Genomic DNA, 18,964 nt, shown 5'->3' on the forward strand with positions numbered 1-18,964 from the left:
TCAGCGCGTCCTCGGATCGAAGAGACGGTAGAGGAGATCGGAGAAGGTGTTGATCGCCACGAAGACGACCCCGATCACGAGCGTGCCGCCGAGAACCGCGCTCATGTCCGCGTTCTGCAGCGAATTGGTAATGTAGCGCCCGAGCCCCGGCCAGGCGAAGACGGTCTCCGTCAGCACCGAGCCTTCGAGCAGATGGGCATAGGAGAGCGCGATGACCGTGATCAGCGGCACGATGGCGTTGCGCAGGGCATGGCGCCAGATGATGCGCCGCTCCGAGAGGCCCTTCACGCGGGCAGTCACGACATATTCCTGCGACAGTTCGTTGAGCATGAAGGAGCGCGTCATGCGGCTGATATAGGCGAGCGAGAAATAGCCGAGCAGCGAAGCCGGCAAGACGATGTGCGAGACGGCATTGCGGAACACGTCCCAGTCGCCGGCAAGGGCCGCATCCACCAGCACCATGCCCGTCACGGGCGTGAGCATGTATTCGTAGCTGACGTCGAGCCGGCCGGGGCCGGAGACCCAGCCGAGATTGGCGTAGAAGACGAGAAGGGCCAGGAGGGCCAGCCAGAAGATTGGCGCGGAATAGCCGACGAGCCCGATCACCCGCACGAGATGATCGATAAGCTGTCCGCGCCGCACGGCCGCCAGAACCCCAAGCGGCACGCCGAAGACGGTGCCGATCAGCGTGCCCAGCGTGGCAAGCTCCAGCGTCGCGGGAAAATAGCGGGCGATGTCCTCCGCGACCGGGCGCGAAGTCAGCACCGACGTGCCGAGATCGCCGCGCAGCACGTTGCCAACATAGATCAGGAACTGCTGCCACAGCGGCAGGTGGAGGCCCATCTCCTCGCGCACGCGCTCATAGACATGCGGCGGCGCCCGGTCGCCGACAACGGCAAGCACGGGATCGATCGGCACCACCCGGCCGATGAAGAAGGTGACGGCGAGAAGGCCGAGAATGGTGACCGCCACCATGAAAAGGAAGCGGCCGACCACGGCGAAACCGGAAAGGAGGGCGCGCATACGCCCCCCTTCTTCGTAGCCACTACTGGCGAGACTCATGGAGTTGGATCAGTCCTTGCTGGCTTGGCCGAACTGGTTGGAATCGAAGGAGGGGCCGATCAGGAAGTTTTCGACGTTGTCCTGCATGGCCATCACCTCGATCTCCTGGAACATGATCACGAACGGTCCCCGGTCCATGACCTCGCGCTGCAGTTCCTCGTAGATCTGCGCACGCTTGTCGGTGTCGGTCTCCAGCACTGCGGATTGCGTCTTCTCCGTCAGTTCCGGGATCTCCCAGGCGTTGCGCCAGGCAAGCGGTTTCGCCGCCGCATCGTCGGAATTGTCCGGATTGGAGGCGAAGGTGTCGGCATTGGTGTGGGGATCCTGATAGTCGGGACCCCAGCGGCCGATATAGATGTCGTGCTCGCGGGCACGATATTTTGTCAGCGTCTGCGCACCGTCACCGGGAATGAGTTGCAGATCGATGCCGGCTTGCGCGAACGTCTGCTGGATCGCCTCGCCCATGCCGGTGATGTCGGGCGTGTTGCGCGTGTCCATGGTGACGGAGAAGCCGTCGGCCAGCCCCGCCTCCGCGAGCAGCTCCTTGGCCTTTTCCACATCGAGCGAGAACGGCGTGTCCTCGACGGCGCCCAGAAAACCTTTGGGCAGGAAGGCCTGGTGCACTTCGGCCAGCCCCTCCATGATCGTGTCGGCGATCGCACCGTAATCGACCAGATATTTGAGCGCCTGGCGCACTTCGGGCTTCGACAGGTGTTCGTTCTTCTGGTTGAGGCCGAGATAGTAGAGCCCGCCTTTCACGCCGCTCTGGATCTTGATGCCTTCGGTTCCTTCCAGGGCCTCGAGTTCCTCCGGCCCGAGATCACGGGCGATGTCGATGTCGCCCTGCTCCAGCATTAGCCGCTGCGTCGAGCTTTCCGGCACGTGCTGATAGATGACGCGGGCGAGCGGCGGTTCGGGAGAAAAATGCTCGTTGCGCTCCATGACGACGGCCTCGTTGGGGCGCCACTGGCGGATGGTGAAGGGGCCGGAGCCGGCATAGTTGCGCTTCAGCCATTCATGGCCGAGATCGCCGTCGACCTCGTGCTCAAGGACAATATCCTTGTCGACCACCGAGGCCACGGTCGAGGTCAGGCAATAAAGCACGAAGGTGGGCGCGTAGGCCTGGTCCATCTCGAATGTGAACTCGTAATCCCCCGTCTGGACGATCTTTTCCTCCACATTGTCGGCGGTGAAGCCGAACTGGGTGAGGATGAAGGCCGGCGACTGGTCGAGCTTCACCGCGCGCTGGAGCGAGAAGACGACGTCTTCCGCGGTCAGCTCATTGCCGGAAGCAAAGGTCTTTCCCTGGCGGACGGTGAAGGTGAAGGTCTTGCCGTCATCCGACACCTCCCAGGATTCGGCGACCGCGCCGAAGATATCGGAAACGTTTTCCAGATCGTAACCGATCAGCCGCTCATAGGAGTTGCCCATCATCTCGGAAGCGGAAAACTCGAAGACTTCCGCCGGATCGAGCGTGATGATGTCGTCGATCTGCCAGGCCATGACGAGCGTGTCTTCGGGCGTCACGGCGCGCGTCGGCGAGAGTGTCAGTGCCACGATCGCGCCCGCGGCAAGGAGTGACTTTAGCGTTCTCATGTTTGAGACGACCCCTCTGTTATGATGTTCGTGAGCGTCGATGATGGACCGAGATCGGGGCACTGTCCAGTTGCGCTCGCGTTTTGTCCAAGCTCTTCCTGCTCGCTCAGGCGGACAGGCGCGCCTCCTCTTGCACAGCTTGCGAAACACCCTTTTCGAGCATGGAGGAAAGAATGCCGCCGACGAGACGGGTCCAGGCGCCGCTGGCCGCGAGTTCGTCGGGGAACAGTCCCGGCAGCCCTGTCAGCGCTGCCGCGATCGCCTGGCTGTCACCGCCGGCGCGCGCCAGGGCGGAGGCGATCTCCGCCTCGCGCGGATCGCGCAGGCGATAGGTTTTGCCATCATCCAGCCGGCCGATGCAATAGCGCATCCAGGCGGCCACCGCGAAGGCGAAGGGTCGCAGATCACCGCCGTTCCGTAGTGCATGCAGCGCCGGCGCGAGGATGCGTTGCGGCAGCTTCTCGGTCCCGTCCATGGCGATCTGATAGGCCTCGTGGGCGATGGCCGGGTTGGCGAAGCGGTCCATCAGCGCCAACGCATAATCGTCCGTGTCGATGCCTTCCAGCGGCGACAGCGTGGCCGCGGCGGCGGACAAGTGGCGGCGAACGAGGTGCGCCAGCGCCTCGTCGGCCATCACGTCGCGCACATATTCGCGGCCGGCGAGGAAACCGGCATAGGCCATCATCGAATGGCTGCCGTTGAGCATCCGGAGCTTCATCGCCTCATAGGGTGCGACGTCGGCGACGAAGATCGCGCCGCCCTTCTCCCATTCGGGCCGCCCGGCGGAGAAGCGGTCCTCGATGACCCATTGCGAGAACGGCTCTGCCTCGACCGCTGCCATGTCGCTCACCCCGAGGAGCCGTTCCGCCTCGGCATGCGTCTTTTCGGTCGGTGCCGGCGTGATGCGATCGACCATGGTCGAGGGAAAGGCGACATGCGCGCGGATCCAGTCGGCGAGACCCGGATCGACACGCGCTGCAAAATCGGTGACGCCGGCGCGTACGAGGCCGCCATTGTCCGGCAGGTTGTCGCAACAAAGGACGGTAAAGGGGGCGAGCCCCTTTTCCCGTCGCAGGCGCAGAGCCTCCACCAGCAGGCCGAGCGCGCCGCGCGGCGCGCGTGGATCGGCGAGGTCGGCGGCGATGGCGGGATGCCTGTCGTCCACCGCCCCGCGCGCCCTGTCGATGCCGTACGCCTTCTCCGTGACGGTGAGGCTGGCGATGCGCGTTTGCGGCGCCGTCAGTGCCGCCAGCGGCGCCTCGCCGTCGCGCGCGGCGGCGATCACCCGGCGGATGCTACCGATCACGCGCGCCGTAACGCCGGCCACGCCGCGCTCGACAAGCGTGAACAGGCCATCCTGCGGGTTGAGCGCATCGGCGATCTCGGTGCTGCGCAGGCCGATCCCGTCGATGCGCCAATCGCCGCCGGCGGCGCCCAGCGCGGCATCGGTGTAGACGGCCTGATGGGCACGGTGGAAGGCGCCGACGCCGATATGAACGATCCCGGCCCCGTGGGCGCCCGGATCATAGGCGGGCCGATCGAGGGAGGCAGGCAGGCAGGCCAGCGTCTTTGCGTTCAGCCGCCCGGTCATCGTGCGAGCCCGTACTGCGGATGGGTGAGCGCCGTCATGATGCCGCGCAGCTCGGCCAGCCCCTTCAGGCGGCCGATCGCCGGATAGCCCGGCTGAGCCCGGCGCTTCAGGTCGTCCAGGATGTCCTGCCCGTGGTCCGGGCGCATGGGGATGGAATGGTCGGCGCGACCGGCCGCCTCGCGGCGCGCCTCTTCCTTTATGACTTCGGCAATGAGTGCCACCATGTCCGTGCCTCCCTGCAGATGCTCGGCCTCGTAGAAGGAGCCGACCAGTGCCTCCGTGTCACGCCTTACATTGCGCAGGTGCAGGAAATGCACGCGCGCGCCGAGCCGCCGCATCATGCCCGGCAGATCGTTGTCGGGCCGGGCACCGAGCGAGCCCGAGCACAGCGTGATCCCGTTGGCCGGCGAATCGACCGCCTGCATGATCATCGCATAATCGGCCTCCGTCGACATGATGCGCGGCAGGCCCAAGAGCGGAAAAGGCGGGTCGTCGGGATGGCAGCACAGGCGGATGCCGATCTCTTCGGCGACCGGCACCACCTCCTCGAGGAAAGCGATGAAATGGCGGCGCAACCGCTCGGGCGAAACGGCGCCGTACTCATCGAGATGTGCTTTCAGCCCCTCGATCGTCAGGTGCTCCGCCGCCCCGGGGAGACCGAAGGCGACGTTGCGGGCGAGCGCCGCCTTGCGGCTCTCGCCCATTTCGGCGTAGCGGCGCGCCGCTTCCTCGACGACCGGCGCGGGAAAATCTTCGCTGGCGCCCGGCCGCTTCAGGAGATGAATGTCGAAGGCGGCGAAGTCGGCATAGTCGAAGCGCATGCACGTGCCGCCATGGGGCAGGCGCCAGGCGAGATCCGTCCGGGTCCAGTCGAGGACGGGCATGAAATTGTAGCAGACGATTTCGATCCCGGCGGCGGCAAGGTTCTTCAGGCTCGTCTTGTAGCTGGCGATGTGCTCGCGCCAAGCACCCTTCTGCTTCTTGATGTCCTCGGAGACGGGCAGGCTCTCCACCACCTCCCAGCTAAGGTCCGAAGGAGCACCATCGCCCATGACGGCGATCTCGCGCTGGCGCCGGATGATCTCGTCCGGCGCCCAGACGGCGCCGCTTTGCACATGATGGAGGGCGGAGACCACGCCTTCGACGCCCGCCTGCCGCATTTCATCCACCGAAACGAGATCTTTCGGCCCGAACCAGCGCCACGTCTGCCTCATACTCCACCCTTTTTGTCGTTCACCGCGCACGGACGTGCGACCATCGGTCGTCGCACGGCACCGGACGCCCATATGCCGCTACCACGGCTGGTACCAAGAAATCTATCTGTTGACTAGTATGGAAGTATGGCATTAAAGAAGAGCTGTGGAGGACAGCAGCGATGAACATCGAGCCGCGCACGGACTGGACGCTGAAGCAAGGGGTGCCGATCGGCCCGCAGCTCTATCGCATCCTGCGCGAGCGGATCGTCAGCGCCGACCTTCCGCCGGGCAGCCGCATTTCCGAATCCGAGGTCGCAAGGACCTATTCGCTCAGCCGCCAGCCCGTGCGCGAAGCCTTCATCAAGCTTGCAGAAGACGGGCTTGTGGAGGTCCGCCCCCAGCGCGGGACGCTGGTGCGCAAGATTTCGCCCGACGCTGTGATGGACGCGCGTTTCGTGCGCGAGGCGATCGAGGCCGATATCGTCAAGCTGGTGGCCGAGAATGTCGACGAAGGGCTGGTGCGGACGCTTCAGGACCAGATCGCCCGCCAGCGGGCGCTGCCCGACAGCGAGGCCGAAGCCTTCCTGGCGCTGGACGAGCGCTTCCATCGCACGCTCGCCGACGCCGCGGGCAAATCCTACGCCTGGAAGGTGATCGAGGACGTCAAGCTGCAGATGGACCGCGTGCGCTATCTGAGTGCCCTGCACTTTTCCAAGCGCGAGCTGGTGATCCAGCACAGCGCTATCGCCGACGCCATCATCCGCCGCGATCCGGAAGGCGCGGCACAGGCAATGCGCACGCATCTGCGCAAGATCCTCACCGATCTGCCGACCATCGCGGCAACCCGCCCGGATTTCTTTGAGACGGCGGAGCGCGGCAGATGAACCAAACCGAACCCACCAAAACGGAGGAAACACGATGAAACCGTTCGCAAAGACGCTTCTTGCGGGTCTCGCCGGCGCGCTTGTGCTGGCAGGCTCTGCCGTCGCCCAGGAACGCACGCTGCAACTCGGCCATCTCGCCAACGAGGAAAACAGCTGGCACAAGGCGTCCCTGAAGTTCGGCGAAGAACTCGAAAAACTCACCGACGGGCGCATCACCGTCGAGGTCTATCCCAACGAGTCGCTCGGCAAGGAGATGGACCTCATCAACGGCATGCAGCTCGGCACCGCCGACATGACCATCACCGGCGAGAGCCTGCAGAACTGGGCGCCCATGGCCGCGCTTCTGGCCGTGCCTTATGCCTATAAAAGCCTCGAGCACATGGACGAGGTGGCGAGTGGCGAGATCGGCGACCAGATCGAACAGCAGATCATCGAGCGGGCGCAGATCCGCCCCATCGCCTATTTCGCGCGCGGGCCGCGCAACCTGACGTCCAACCGTCCCATCACCTCGCCCGACGAGCTCGACGGCATGAAGCTGCGCGTACCGAACGTGCCGCTCTTCGTCGATTTCTGGGACGCGCTCGGCGCGAGCCCCACGCCGATGGCCTTCTCGGAGGTGTTCACCTCGCTGCAGAACGGCACCATCGACGGCCAGGAAAACCCGCTCGCCCTCATCCATTCGGCGAACTTCAACGAGGTGCAGAGCCACGTTAACCTGACGGAGCATGTGCGCTCCTGGATCTACCTCACCATCTCCGAGATGACCTGGAACGAGCTTTCCGACGAGGACAAGGAGGCGGTGATGGAAGCCGCCCAGCGCGCGCAGGACTACGAGCGCGAGCTGTTCCTTCAGGATGAGGAACGCCTCGCCAACACGCTTCAGGAAGCCGGCATGACCTTCGTCGAGGTCGACCAGGAGGCCTTTGCCGAACAAGGCCAGGATGCCGTTCTGAAGAACGTGAACGAGGAAATCCGGCCGGTCGTCGAGGACCTGTTCAACCAGTAGAACGTCGGAGAGGCGGCGGTCACGGTACCGCCGCCCTTTCTGCCCATCTGGCAAGGGAGCGGAACCGGTATGCCGAAACAGCCTTATGCCGCGGTCATCGCGCTTTTCCGCTTCGCCGTGGGGCTTGCCTTCGCGGTGCTGATCTTCTCGGTTCTGGTGCAGGTGCTCGGCCGCTCGGTCTTCAATCGCTCGCCCGTCTGGACCGAAGAGCTCACGCGTTTCGCACTCCTTTATCTCACGGCCTTTGGTGTCGGGCTTTCCTATCGGTCCGGCGACCTCGTCAATGTCGATATCGTCAGCGAGGCGCTGCCGGGCCGGCTCCCCTTCATTCTCCGGTTCGTGTCGGCGGCGGCGACCGTCGTCCTCTGCGCCGCGCTCATCGTGCCTTCCTGGCGCTTCGCCATGATCGGCAATTTTCAGACCTCACCGGCGCTCGGCTGGCAGATGAGCTACATCCATGGCGCCATGCTCGTCCTGATCGGCTCTCTTCTTCTGTTCGCCCTTCTGCGCGCCCTGGCGATGCTGACCGGGCGGAGCGAGGGGCGCCCCGTCTCCGATGCGGATACGCCACAATGAGCCTCGCCATCCTGATCGGCGTCTTCGTCGGCGGCCTGGCCGCCGGCATTCCCGTAGCGGTGACGCTCGGACTCGCTTCCATGTGCTATCTCCTCTCGGCCGGCATTCCGCTCGTCGTCATGCCGCAGAAGATGTATGCGGGCATCGACGTCTTCGTGCTCCTTTCCATCCCCGGCTTCATTCTCGCCGGAAACCTGATGAACCACGGCGGCATCACCGAACGCATCATCCGCCTCGCCAATGCGCTGGTGGGCTGGATGCGCGGGGGCCTCGGCCTTTCCAATGTCGCGGGTTCGATGCTCTTCGGCGGCATCTCGGGCACGGCCGTGGCCGACGCCGCCTCCATCGGCGGGGTGATGATTCCCGGCATGAAGAAGGTCGGCTATCCGGGCGACTTCTCCGCCGCGGTCACGGCCGCCTCCTCCACCGTGGGGCCGATGATCCCGCCCAGCGTGCCCATGATTATCGTCGGCTCGCTGTCGGGCATCTCCGTCGGCCGCATGTTTATGGCAGGAGCGATCCCCGGGATCCTGCTTGGCATCGCCATGATGGTGACGACCTACGTCATCGCCGTCAGGCGAGACTTTCCGCACCAGCCCTGGCAGGGTTTCGCTGAACTCGGCCGCTCCTTCCTGAGCGCCTTCTGGGCACTTGCCATGACGGCGCTGATCGTCGGTGGTCTTCTCTCCGGCATGATGACGCCGACGGAGACCGCGGTCGTCGCGAGCGTCTATGCATTCATCGTTGGCGTGTTCATCTATGGCGAACTGCCGCTGATGAAGGTGCCGAAGGTCGTCATCGACAGCGCCATCTCGTCCGCCGCCATCCTCGCGCTGGTGGGCTTCGCCAACGTGTTCGGCTGGATTCTCGTATCCGAGCGCATTCCGCAGATGGTCGCGGAAGCGGTGCTGTCGGTCACCGACAACAAGTTCCTCGTCATCCTGCTGATCAATCTCTTCCTGCTGTTCATCGGCATGTTCATGGAGACCATCGCGGCGCTGATCGTCCTCTTCGTGCCGCTTTTAACGCTGGCGCAGAGCGTCGGGGTCGACCCGTTGCACTTCGCCACCTTTGCGGTGCTGAACCTGATGATCGGCCTGACCACGCCGCCCGTCGGCGTGTGCCTGTTCGTCTGTGCCGGCATTGCTCGGCTGCCGCTGGCGCCGGTGGTGCGGGCCATTGCACCTTTCCTTCTGACCAACATCATCGTTCTGCTGCTGGTCTCCTATTTCCCGGTCTTCTCGACCTGGCTCCCCTCCCTTATCTTCGATTGAGGCACCGACGATGGAAACACGGGTCTGCCGTCTCTACGCCCCGCACGACATCCGCATCGAAAGTCAGCCGGTGGAAGGACCGGGGGCTGGCGAAGTCCTGGTGCGCATCGGCGCCGGCGGCATCTGCGGCTCGGACCTGCACTATTATCACGATGGCGGCTTCGGCTCGATCCGCGTGCGCGAGCCGATCATCCTCGGCCACGAGGTGGCGGGTACGATCGAAGCCGTGGGCGATGCGGTCGAAGGTCTGTCGCGGGGCGACCGTGTGGCGCTCAATCCGAGCAGACCCTGCAACGAATGCACTTGTTGCCGGCAGGGCCTGCGCCAGCATTGCCTGAACATGCGCTTCTACGGCTCCGCCCTTCGCTTTCCCCACGAACAGGGCGGCTTTCGCGATCTGATCGTGGCGGAAGCCTTTCAGTGCGTGAAGGTCGGCCCTGAGACGAGCCTCGCCGAAGCCGCGGTCGCGGAGCCGCTCGCCGTGTGCCTGCACGCTCTTGCCCGGGCGGGTGCGGTGAAGGGCAAGCGCGTGCTGGTCACCGGTGCCGGCCCGATCGGTGTTTTGACGGCGGCCGCTTGTGCCCATGCCGGGGCGGCCGAGATCGTCGTCACCGACCTGCAGGACGCCGTGCTGGAGGTCGCGCGTGCGATGGGTGCGACGATGACCGTCAATGTGGCCCGCGAGGCGGACGCGCTCGAGCCCTATTGCGCGGACAAGGGCGTCTTCGATCTTGCCTTCGAATGCTCCGCCGCCGGTCCGGCGCTTTCCAGCGCCATACGATCCGTGCGCCCTCAGGGCACGATCGTGCAGCTCGGCGTGACCGGCGAGCTTCCGATTCCGGCAAACCTCCTGGTCGGCAAGGAGATCAACCTGATCGGCTCGCATCGTTTCGACCCGGAGTTCGCCGAGGCCGTGCGCCTCATCGACCGCCGCGAAATCGACGTGCGCCCGATCATCTCGGGCTCATATCCGCTCGAGGAAGCGCAAGCCGCCTTCGCCCGTGCCGGCGACCGCAGCCGCGCGGTGAAGGTCCAGTTGACATTCGCGGAAGGGTGAGGCTGCTCCCAGTGTGAGGATCGCTGGCGGCGCTGCACCGTTTGGGCATGATCCTTCAAGCCCGAGGATGACGACAGGAGAGAACTCGCGCCCAGCAGCAAGCACATGGCGGGCGTCGACGCAGCCGGTCAGCCGGCAACATCGCCCAACTTCGTCATCCCAGGGCGGAGCCGAGCTGAGCGAGGTGGAGACCCTGGGATCCATGCCGTTCCCTCTCCGCGCTCACCCGGCGCTTCCGGCACCGGGCGCCCATGCCGGAAACGCCGAGCTCATCGTCACCGTTACGGCATGGATCCTCGGGTCGGGCCCGAGGATGACGAAGGAGAAGGAGGTTTCCGCCAATCTCCGGCGTTGGCGCTTTGTAACCGTCTATCTGTGTCGATCATAATGCAGATTCAACGACACGGCACATGATCTGTCCCTCAACGCTCCCGATCCCGCTGAAAGATCCAATCGTGATCGGGATGGTTCTTAAAGCGCCAAGCGCGGCGGGGGCCGGCCATGACGTTGAGGTAGTACATCTCGTAACCGTAGGGCGCGCCACAGGGATGGTGACCGCGCGGCACCAGCACGACGTCATGGTTCTCGACAGCCATGGTCTCGTCGAGATCGCCGTCGTCGGTGAAGACCCGCTGGAAGCCGAACCCCTGGGCCGGGTTGAGGCGATGATAGTAGGTCTCTTCCAGATAGGTCATGTTGGGGAAGTCGTCCTCGTCGTGCCGGTGCGGCGGGTAGGATGACCAGTTGCCCTGGGGCGTGAAAACCTCGGTCACCAGCAGGCTGTCGGCGACGTCGCGGTCCTCCATGGCGATGTTGTTGATGAAGCGCGTATTAGCGCCCTTGCCGCGCTCGATGAGCGAAATGCCGGCCGGCCCGATCACCTGGGCGTCGTGCCCGCCCTTGCCCGGCGCGGAGCAGACGGCAAGCGTGCATTCCGTGGTGGCGGTCGCCCGCCAGCGGAAGCCGTTCGGGATGTAGACGGCATGAGGCGGCAGGCGCTCAAAAACGTCCATGCGCTCGCCGAGCTCGCCGAAGTCGCGGTCATCGGCGCCGATCTTGGCCTTCCCTTCGACCAGGACCAGGATCACCTCCGTGTCGCCCGTTTCCTCCTGGGCCGTCTCTCCCGGCTGCAGGCGGTAGAGGCCGAAACCAACATAGCTCCAGCCGGCCGTCCGCGGGGTGACGTCGTGCACCTTGCCGGCGCTGCCGGTGGGTTTCACCAGGAGGTCGGGCATTGGCTTCATCTCCTATCAATTCTCGTTGTCTGTGCCGCCGTCGGGCTGGTAGTTCAAGAGAAAGCCCCAGACGCAATAGAGGCCGAGACCTCCGAACAGGGTGCCCCAGAAGGGCGAGCCCGATACGAATTCGAAGGCGCCCCAGCCAAGGCACAGGGCGGTGACCGCCACGCGCCGCCAGAGCGGACGGAAGAAGGGATGGTCGAGATCGAAGAGCTTGTTCATCAGGCGAATATAGAGAGCCGTCAGGACGCGTCCAGACCGGCTGCCGCCGCAGCTTCGCGCAGCGCCTTCAGCCCCATGGACTGATACCTCACCGGATCGGCCTTGAGCGGATCCTGCTCGGCCTCGATGACCAGCCACCCTTCATAGCCGTGTTCGGCCAACACCTTCAGCACCGGCTCGAAGTCAAGCGCGCCCTCGGGATCGCCGGGAACGGTGAAGACACCGCGCCGCACGCCCTCGAGGAAGGAGAGCCCCTCCTCCTCCACCTGCCTGCGGATTTCCGGGCGCACGTTCTTGGCATGGAAATGGCCGACGCGATCTGCATAGACGCGCGCCAGGTCCACCGGATCGGCCTCGCCAAACCAGGCGTGGCCGGCGTCCAGCAGGAGTTTCACCGCCGGGCCGGTACCGGCCATCAGCCGGTCGATCTCCTCGCGCGTCTGGACGATGGTGCCCATGTGGTGGTGATAGACGAGATCGATACCCTGTTCCGCGGCGTATTCGGCCAGACCCCCAACCCCGGCGCAAAAGGCCGGCCACCTCTCCTCCTCCAGCACCGGCTTGTCCTTCAGCGCCACGGCATCGTTGCCGTGTATGGCGTTCGAGGTCTCGCAGACGATGCAGACCTTGCAATCATTCACCTTCAGCATGTCGAGATGCGGCTGGATGGAGCGCTTCTCGGTCTCGATGTCGTTGGCGAGCAGGTTGGTCGAGTGCCAGCCGGAAACGAAGACGAGGCCATGCGCGGCCAGAACTTCTTTCAGCGTCGCACCGTCGGAGGGCATCTTGTGCCCCTTCTCGATGCCGGCAAAACCGATCTCGGCCGCCTCGCGCAGGCACTGCTCCAGCGGGATATGCCCGCCGATGGAGTGATCGTCGTCGTTGGACCAGGCGATGGGATTGGTGCCGTAGCGGATCATCGGTTGGCCTCCTGTCCCCTGCCGGCGAGACTTCGACGTTCAGGCATGGATCCTCGGGTCAAGCCCGCGGATGACGAAGTTGAGATGCTCGCCGCAATTCTCCTACGCAGGTGACTGGCGGAAAGGCTCACTGCACTCTTCATCCTCGGGCTTGACCCGAGGATCCATGCCTGACCATCGCCACACCACCTGCGGCCAACCATTTCTTTCATTCAAACTCTCTCCTTGAGCGCGGCCTCGTAACGGGTGCGCGCCGTGTTGACTTGCTCGCGCTCAGAGACTTCCGGCACGGCCACGTCCCACCAGTGGCCGCCGGCCCCGGTGGAGGGGTAGGGATCGGTATCGATCACGACAACGAACGGCCCGTCGGCCGCCCGCGCCCGCGCCAGCGCATCCTCCAGTTCGGCGATCGAGCCGGCTTTCTCCGCATGCGCACCCATCGACGCCGCATGCGCGACGAAGTCGATCTGCGACGGGTTCACGTGGTGCGCATGGTCGAGCAAATTGTTGAACTCGGCCCCGCCGGTCGACATCTGCAGCCGGTTGATGCAGCCGAAGCCGCGATTGTCGGTGACGACGACGGTGATCTTGATGCCCATCGTCACCGCCGTGGCGAGCTCCGAATTCATCATCATGTAGGAGCCGTCGCCGACCATCACGACCACGTCGCGGTCCGGCTCGGCCATCTTGATGCCCATCCCGCCGGCGATCTCGTAACCCATGCAGGAATAGCCGTATTCCATGTGATAGGAGCCGGGGTGCCCCGCCTTCCACAGCTTGTGCAGTTCGCCCGGCATGGTGCCGGCCGCGCACATGACAACGGTATCCTCGGTCGCCGCGCGCTGCACGGCGCCGATCACCTGCATGTCGGTCGGCAGCGCGTTGGTGTCCGTCGGCGCGGCCGTCACCGCGTCGGCAGCGGCGAACCAATCCGCCTTCAGCTTCGGCTGGGGCGGATCGAAGCGCTTGTCGCCCAGCGCGCGCCACAGCGCCTCAAGCCCGACGCATGCATCCGCGCAAAGGGGGACCGCGCCGTGCTTGACCGCGTCATAGGCGTTGACGTTCAGGCTAACGAGCCTGCGCCCAGGCCGCGAGAACAGCGACCACGAGCCGGTGGTGAAATCCTGGAACCGCGTGCCGACACCGATCACCACGTCCGCCTCCGCACAGCGTGCGTTGGCGCTCGACGAGCCGGTCACGCCGACCGGACCGAGGTTGAGCGGATGGTCCCACGGCAGTGCCGACTTGCCGGCCTGGGTCTCGACCACAGGGATCTGATGGGCCTCGACGAAGAATTGGAACGCCTCGTGGGCGTCGGAATAGTGCACGCCGCCGCCGGCGACGATCACCGGCGCCTTTGCGTTTGCGATGATCTTAGCCGCCTCCTCGACCTCGACCGGATCGGGCTGCACGCGGCGCTGGCGCCAGATCTTCGGTTCGAAGAAGTTTTCCGGCCAATCATAGGCTTCCGCCTGCACGTCCTGGCAGAAGGCGAGCGTCACCGGACCGCAATCGGCCGGGTCGGTCATCGTGCGGAAGGCGCGCGGCAGCGCCGTCAGAAGCTGCTCCGGCCGGGTGATGCGGTCGAAATAGCGCGAAACCGGGCGGAAGCAGTCGTTGACGCTGACGGTTCCATCGCCGAAATCCTCCACCTGCTGGAGCACCGGGTCCGGCCCACGATTTGCAAACACGTCGCCCGGCAGGAAGAGCACCGGCAGCCGGTTCACGTGGGCAAGGGCCGCCGCCGTCACCATGTTCGTGGCGCCGGGGCCGATGGAGGAAGTGACGGCCATGGCGCGGCGGCGGCGGAGCTGCTTGGCGTAGGCGATGGCCGCGTGGGCCATGGATTGCTCGTTGTGGCCGCGATAGGTGGGCAGCTTCTCGCGCTCGGCGTAAAGCGCCTCGCCGAGGGCGGCCACATTGCCGTGGCCGAAGATCGCCCATACACCGGCGAGGAACGGCACGCCGTCCTCGTTCAACTGCGCGGCCAGATAGCGGGTCGCGGCCTGGGCGGCGGTCAGTCTGATCGTCTTCATGCGGCCCTCCCTTGTTTGGCCCGTGCGCGGTCCCACACCTGGCACAGGGATTGATATTTTCGCGCCATGGCAGCGATGGCGTCCTCGTCGCCGATCTCGCCGGCGAACCAGCGCCGCGCGGCCTCGCCGAAGATGGTGCGGCCCACGGCGAAGCCCTTGACGAGGTCGAAGCCGGCGGCGACCGCGAAGCTCTCCTCCAGTTCCTCGGCCGGCGCGTCGAGGCCAAGGACCACGATGCCGCGCGTATACGGGTCGTTGCGCGTGATCGCGTTGCAGGCATTCTTCCATGCCTTTTGCGAGGTCATGGGCTCGAGCTTCCACCAGTCGGGATAGACACCGATCTCATAGAAGCGCTCGATCACGGCGGCGGCTGCCTGGTCGTCAGCCGCACGCACCTTGGATGGGACGATCTCGAGCAGCATCTCCAGCCGGTTGCGGCGGCTGGCAGCGAAAAGCCGTTTGACGACGTCCTCCTGCCGCGCCTTCGTCCCGGCATCGTCGTCGGGGTGATAGAAGCACAAGACCTTCACCACGTGCTCCAGCGGCCACTCGACCAGCCCGCCGAAATCCGGCCCGATCTCCGGCTCCAGTTCGAGCGGGCGCGAGCCCGGCCATTCCACCGGGCGGCCGATCCACAGCCCGCTGCCGGCGGCGCGGTAGAGCGCCTCGCGCCCATGCCTGCCGTCGCACAGGATGCCGTAGCCGGAGTTGCCGCCGGCTACCCGCTGCGCGGCCTCCAGGCACAGCACCTTGAAATCGCCGATGCGCGCGCGTGGCACCCCGATGTCGTGGGCCATCTCCTCGAGTTGCATGCGGTGGTCGAAGGCGAAGACGCGCATCTCCGACCGATCGCCTTTGCGCGTAGTGGACCAGTGGACCTGCTCGAGCGCGGCATCCTTGCGCAGCGCTCGGTTCCGGATGCCGGTGCGGAAGAAGTACTGCAACTCCTCCCACGAGGGATACGCCGGCGTGCAGCCATGGCGGGAAACGGCGAAGGCGCCGCAGGCATTGGCGTATTTCAGCGTGGTCGGCCAGTCCTCGCCCGTAAGCCACCCTTTCAGGAGCCCTGCCATAAAGCCGTCGCCGGCACCCAGCACGTTGAAGACCTCGATGGGGAAGTGCTCGCCCGCCACGCCTTCATCCAGCGTATCGGGAATGTCGCCAGTGAAGGCGGCCGCCCCCATGGGGCCGCGCTTGCACACGAGCACGGCATCGGTCAGCCGGCGGACTGCGCGCAGCGCTTCAATCGTGTCGGTGGAGCCGCCGGCGATATGGAACTCCTCCTCCGTCCCGACGATCAGGTCGAACAGCGGCAGCGTCTTCTGCAGCTTGGCCGTCACGCGCCCGGACTCGATGAAGCGGCTTTCGCCGGCGCCATGGCCGGCAAGCCCCCAGAGATTGGGGCGATAGTCGATATCGAGCGCGGTCTTCGCCCCGCTCTCGCGCGCAAGCCGCAGGGCCTTCAGCACCGCCGCTTCCGTGCGCGGATGGGAAAGGTGCGTGCCGGTGGCACAGACACAGCGCGTCTCGGCGATGAAGGCTGGGTCGATATCGTCCTCGCAAAGCGCCATATCGGCGCAATCCTCGCGGTAGAAGATCAGCGGAAACTGCTCCTGGTCGCGGATGCCGAGGAGCACGAGAGCCGTCAGTCGCTCCGGATCGGTCTTTACGCCGCGTACATCGACGCCTTCACGCTCAAGCTCCTCGCGGATGAAGCGGCCCATATGCTCGTCGCCGACGCGCGTGATCAGCGCCGATTTGAGCCCCAGCCGCGCCGCGCCGGCGGCGATGTTGGTCGGCGAGCCACCGATATATTTGTTGAAGGAGCCCATGTCCTCCAGCCGGCCGCCGACCTGGGCGCCGTAAAGGTCGACGGAGGAGCGGCCGATGGTGATGACGTCGAGGGGCTTTGCCATGTTACTCTTCCCTCATCCTTTTTCGCGGTTCCGAGCGGCTGTCGTCCCAACGGCGACTACCAGTGTGACAGCGAGCGAGAGCGTGGCGGAAAGCGAGCGGAAATCGCCGAAATCGGCCTCCGACACGGTGAGCAGCAGTTGTGTTACCGGCCGCAGCGGGCTTGCCGGCGAGTCGGTGATCGCCACCACGTCGGCGCCGGCGCGACGGCCGGCATCTGCCAGTTCCACCGTCTCGGACGAGTAGGGCGAGAAGGTCACCGCGATCACGGCGTCGCCGGCGCGAATGGCATGACGGCTGTCGAGCTTGCCGACGCAATCGTGGAGCATGGTCGGCACGTTCATCTTCTCGAAGGCATAGGCTAGATAGGCGGCAACGGAGAACGCCCGGCGCAGGCCGACGATGTGCACCATGCGCGCCTTCGACAGCACCTCGATCGCCGATTCGAGAATGTCCGGGTCCACGGTCGTGGCGAGGTTTTCCAGCGACGTCCGGCCCGCATCTATGAACTCGGCCAGAAGTGCGGTCGGGCTGCCGGTCCCGCTTTCGCGCAGCTTTTCGAGCCGTGTTGCGTAGTCAGGCCAGTTCTGCGCGTAGGCGTCGCGGAAGAGGCGCTGCATCTGGGAGAAGCCGGAAAAGCCCAGCACCTGGCAGAAACGCATGCAGGCCGAAGGCTGCACGCCCGCCGCCTCGGCGATCTCGGCCACCGTGGAGACGGCTATGCGCTCGGGATTCGCCGCCACATAGTCCGCGCACTGCCTGAGCCGCTTCGGAAGGTCGTCGGCGACCTCAACGATACGGTCGAGCAGTTCTTCGATGCTGGCCGGTGCAGGGCGTGCGTCCATGCGCTGTCCTTCAGTCCCGGAGATCATCTCTCCCTGCCGTCGCTCCACGGCGTCTCCAAACCTCCCCGGCCGAAGCCGGGCCGCGGTCACATCACCTCCGACATCTTCACGGCCCGCCCCTCGGCAAGCGAACGGTAGCCGGCCTCCGCCAGCGCCAGCGCCTTGAGCCCGTCCTCGCCGGTGGGAGCGGCCGGCCGACCGCCGGAGACGGCGGCGATGAAGGCCGCCATCTCGGCTGCATAGGCTTCGGTATATCGTGTCATGAAGAAATCGTGCAGTGGCGGCCTCGTGTAGCCCTCGACGGTCGCGATCTCGATCGAAACGGGCCGCTGGTTCTCCGCCGCGACGGCTCCCCTGGAGCCATGGACCTCGATGCGCTGGTCGTAGCCGTAGGTGGCCCGACGCGAGTTGGAGATGGCGCAGTGCTTGCCGCTCGCGGTGGTGAGCACCAGCGAGACGCTGTCATGGTCGCCGAGCGCCCCGATCTCGGGGTCGACCAGGACCGAGGCCGTGGCGAAGACGGTTTCGGGCTCCTCGCCGAGCAGGAAGCGCGCCATATCGAAGTCGTGGATCGTCATGTCGCGCAGGATGCCGCCGGACGATTTGATGTAGCCGGCCGGCGGCGGGCCGGGATCGCGCGAGGTGATCTGCACCATCTCGACAGTGCCGATCCTGCCTTCGTCGATCGCTGCACGCACGGCAGCGAAGTGGGGGTCGAAGCGGCGGTTGAAGCCGACCATCAGCGTGGCGCCCATTTCCTCCACCACCTTCAGGCAGGATTTCACCCGGGCGAGATCGAGATCGATGGGTTTCTCGCAGAAGATCGCCTTGCCCGCCCGGGCGAACCGCTCGATGAGGTCGGCGTGTGTGTCGGTCGGCGTGCAGATGACGACGGCGTCGATATCGTCCGCCTTCTCGGTCTCTTCGACCGTACGCACCGCACAGCCATAGGCGGAAGCGATGGCGTTCGCCGCATCGGCAAAGGCGTCGGCGACGGCCACGAGTTCCGCGTCCGCGTTCGCGGAGATCGCCTTGGCATGGACCTTGCCGATACGCCCGGCGCCGAGGAGGCCGAATTTCACTGTCATTTTCCGTTGTCTTTCACAATTGGAAGATTGCTCTTTTCGGTTCGCAACGGGCCTACTCGGGATAGGCCCCTGCCATGTTCTGGTCGCAGTCGATGATCGCTCCGGTCATGACGCTCGACGGGGCGAGAGAAGATAGGTTGCAAGCGGCGCGGTCCGACAAGCCGGCCCGCCTCGGCGATCAGGGCACGGCAATTGTCGACGATGCCGAGGTCGGCGGCCACGAAGTGTGCCTCGCAGCCGAGGGCCGCAAGCTCCGTCGCGGCGGCTCGGCCCTTCTCGCGATCGCGCCCGGAGAGCACCAGCCGCCTGCAGCCTTCTTCCACAAGCTGCCGGGCGACGGCGAGGCCGAGCCCTTGTGTGCCTCCCACGATGACGGCGGATGTGCCCTTGTTCTGCATGACGGGTCCGAAATGGTTACACTTGCTGCGACGGTGCCCCTTCCTGCGGCCTGCGCCGCAG

Annotated in this window: 17 protein-coding genes; 5 read left to right on the top strand and 12 right to left on the bottom strand. The window is 65.4% G+C overall.

Going from position 1 to position 18,964, the window contains the following annotated elements; genetic code table 11:
- From SIN08_RS22500 to uxuA, 4 genes are all read right to left on the bottom strand, one after another.
- Window positions 1-1,023, bottom strand: a complete 1,023-nt coding sequence (locus tag SIN08_RS22500; protein WP_322453855.1) for an ABC transporter permease — start codon at window positions 1,021-1,023, stop codon at window positions 1-3.
- Between the two features lie 48 nt (window positions 1,024-1,071).
- Complete coding sequence (locus SIN08_RS22505) at window positions 1,072-2,658, bottom strand: ABC transporter substrate-binding protein (protein WP_322453856.1); 1,587 nt, start codon at window positions 2,656-2,658, stop codon at window positions 1,072-1,074.
- A gap of 106 nt (window positions 2,659-2,764) precedes the next feature.
- A complete protein-coding gene (locus tag SIN08_RS22510; RefSeq protein WP_322453857.1) occupies window positions 2,765-4,249 on the bottom strand; it encodes a mannitol dehydrogenase family protein in 1,485 nt (494 codons plus the stop codon).
- Complete coding sequence (gene uxuA, locus SIN08_RS22515) at window positions 4,246-5,463, bottom strand: mannonate dehydratase (RefSeq protein WP_322453858.1); 1,218 nt, start codon at window positions 5,461-5,463, stop codon at window positions 4,246-4,248. The genes SIN08_RS22510 and uxuA overlap by 4 nt, the downstream gene beginning before the upstream one ends.
- 161 nt (window positions 5,464-5,624) lie before the next feature.
- Here uxuA and SIN08_RS22520 point away from each other — a divergent pair, with 161 nt between their 5' ends.
- The 5 genes from SIN08_RS22520 (at window position 5,625) to SIN08_RS22540 (ending at window position 10,242) form a co-directional block, all read left to right on the top strand.
- Window positions 5,625-6,329 carry a GntR family transcriptional regulator gene (locus SIN08_RS22520; protein WP_322453859.1) on the top strand — a complete coding sequence of 235 codons (705 nt, stop codon included), beginning with the start codon at window positions 5,625-5,627 and terminating at the stop codon, window positions 6,327-6,329.
- Between the two features lie 34 nt (window positions 6,330-6,363).
- Window positions 6,364-7,335 carry a TRAP transporter substrate-binding protein gene (locus SIN08_RS22525; RefSeq protein WP_322453860.1) on the top strand — a complete coding sequence of 324 codons (972 nt, stop codon included), beginning with the start codon at window positions 6,364-6,366 and terminating at the stop codon, window positions 7,333-7,335.
- 69 nt (window positions 7,336-7,404) lie between these two features.
- Window positions 7,405-7,911, top strand: coding sequence for a TRAP transporter small permease (locus SIN08_RS22530; RefSeq protein WP_322453861.1), 507 nt, complete (start codon window positions 7,405-7,407; stop codon window positions 7,909-7,911).
- Window positions 7,908-9,185 carry a TRAP transporter large permease gene (locus SIN08_RS22535; protein WP_322453862.1) on the top strand — a complete coding sequence of 426 codons (1,278 nt, stop codon included), beginning with the start codon at window positions 7,908-7,910 and terminating at the stop codon, window positions 9,183-9,185. Before SIN08_RS22530 ends, SIN08_RS22535 begins: the two co-directional genes overlap by 4 nt.
- Window positions 9,186-9,195: 10 nt before the next feature.
- Window positions 9,196-10,242 carry an L-idonate 5-dehydrogenase gene (locus tag SIN08_RS22540; RefSeq protein WP_322453863.1) on the top strand — a complete coding sequence of 349 codons (1,047 nt, stop codon included), beginning with the start codon at window positions 9,196-9,198 and terminating at the stop codon, window positions 10,240-10,242.
- A 422-nt stretch (window positions 10,243-10,664) separates the two neighbouring features.
- Here the strand turns inward: SIN08_RS22540 and iolB are convergent, their stop codons facing one another.
- The 8 genes from iolB to SIN08_RS22580 form a co-directional block, all read right to left on the bottom strand.
- Window positions 10,665-11,477 carry a 5-deoxy-glucuronate isomerase gene (gene iolB, locus SIN08_RS22545; RefSeq protein ID WP_322453864.1) on the bottom strand — a complete coding sequence of 271 codons (813 nt, stop codon included), beginning with the start codon at window positions 11,475-11,477 and terminating at the stop codon, window positions 10,665-10,667.
- 15 nt (window positions 11,478-11,492) lie between these two features.
- On the bottom strand, window positions 11,493-11,702 hold the full coding sequence (locus SIN08_RS22550; protein ID WP_322453865.1) for a DUF3329 domain-containing protein: 210 nt from the start codon (window positions 11,700-11,702) through the stop codon (window positions 11,493-11,495).
- Window positions 11,703-11,722: 20 nt separating this feature from the next.
- On the bottom strand, window positions 11,723-12,622 hold the full coding sequence (gene iolE, locus SIN08_RS22555) for a myo-inosose-2 dehydratase (protein ID WP_322453866.1): 900 nt from the start codon (window positions 12,620-12,622) through the stop codon (window positions 11,723-11,725).
- Window positions 12,623-12,834: 212 nt separating this feature from the next.
- Window positions 12,835-14,658: a 3D-(3,5/4)-trihydroxycyclohexane-1,2-dione acylhydrolase (decyclizing) gene (iolD, locus tag SIN08_RS22560; RefSeq protein ID WP_322453867.1), complete on the bottom strand. Its 1,824-nt coding sequence runs from the start codon at window positions 14,656-14,658 to the stop codon at window positions 12,835-12,837.
- Entirely contained in the window at window positions 14,655-16,574 is a 1,920-nt protein-coding gene (locus SIN08_RS22565; protein ID WP_322453868.1) for a bifunctional 5-dehydro-2-deoxygluconokinase/5-dehydro-2-deoxyphosphogluconate aldolase, read from the bottom strand. The genes iolD and SIN08_RS22565 overlap by 4 nt, the downstream gene beginning before the upstream one ends.
- 12 nt (window positions 16,575-16,586) lie before the next feature.
- A complete protein-coding gene (locus SIN08_RS22570) occupies window positions 16,587-17,417 on the bottom strand; it encodes a MurR/RpiR family transcriptional regulator (RefSeq protein WP_322453869.1) in 831 nt (276 codons plus the stop codon).
- Between the two features lie 86 nt (window positions 17,418-17,503).
- Window positions 17,504-18,505 carry an inositol 2-dehydrogenase gene (gene iolG / locus SIN08_RS22575; protein WP_322453871.1) on the bottom strand — a complete coding sequence of 334 codons (1,002 nt, stop codon included), beginning with the start codon at window positions 18,503-18,505 and terminating at the stop codon, window positions 17,504-17,506.
- Window positions 18,502-18,903 carry an SDR family NAD(P)-dependent oxidoreductase gene (locus tag SIN08_RS22580; RefSeq protein ID WP_322453873.1) on the bottom strand — a complete coding sequence of 134 codons (402 nt, stop codon included), beginning with the start codon at window positions 18,901-18,903 and terminating at the stop codon, window positions 18,502-18,504. The genes iolG and SIN08_RS22580 overlap by 4 nt, the downstream gene beginning before the upstream one ends.
- Between the last annotated feature and the right edge of the window lie 61 nt (window positions 18,904-18,964).

The organism is Chelativorans sp. M5D2P16, from assembly GCF_034427935.1.
Lineage (GTDB): Bacteria > Pseudomonadota > Alphaproteobacteria > Rhizobiales > Rhizobiaceae > Chelativorans.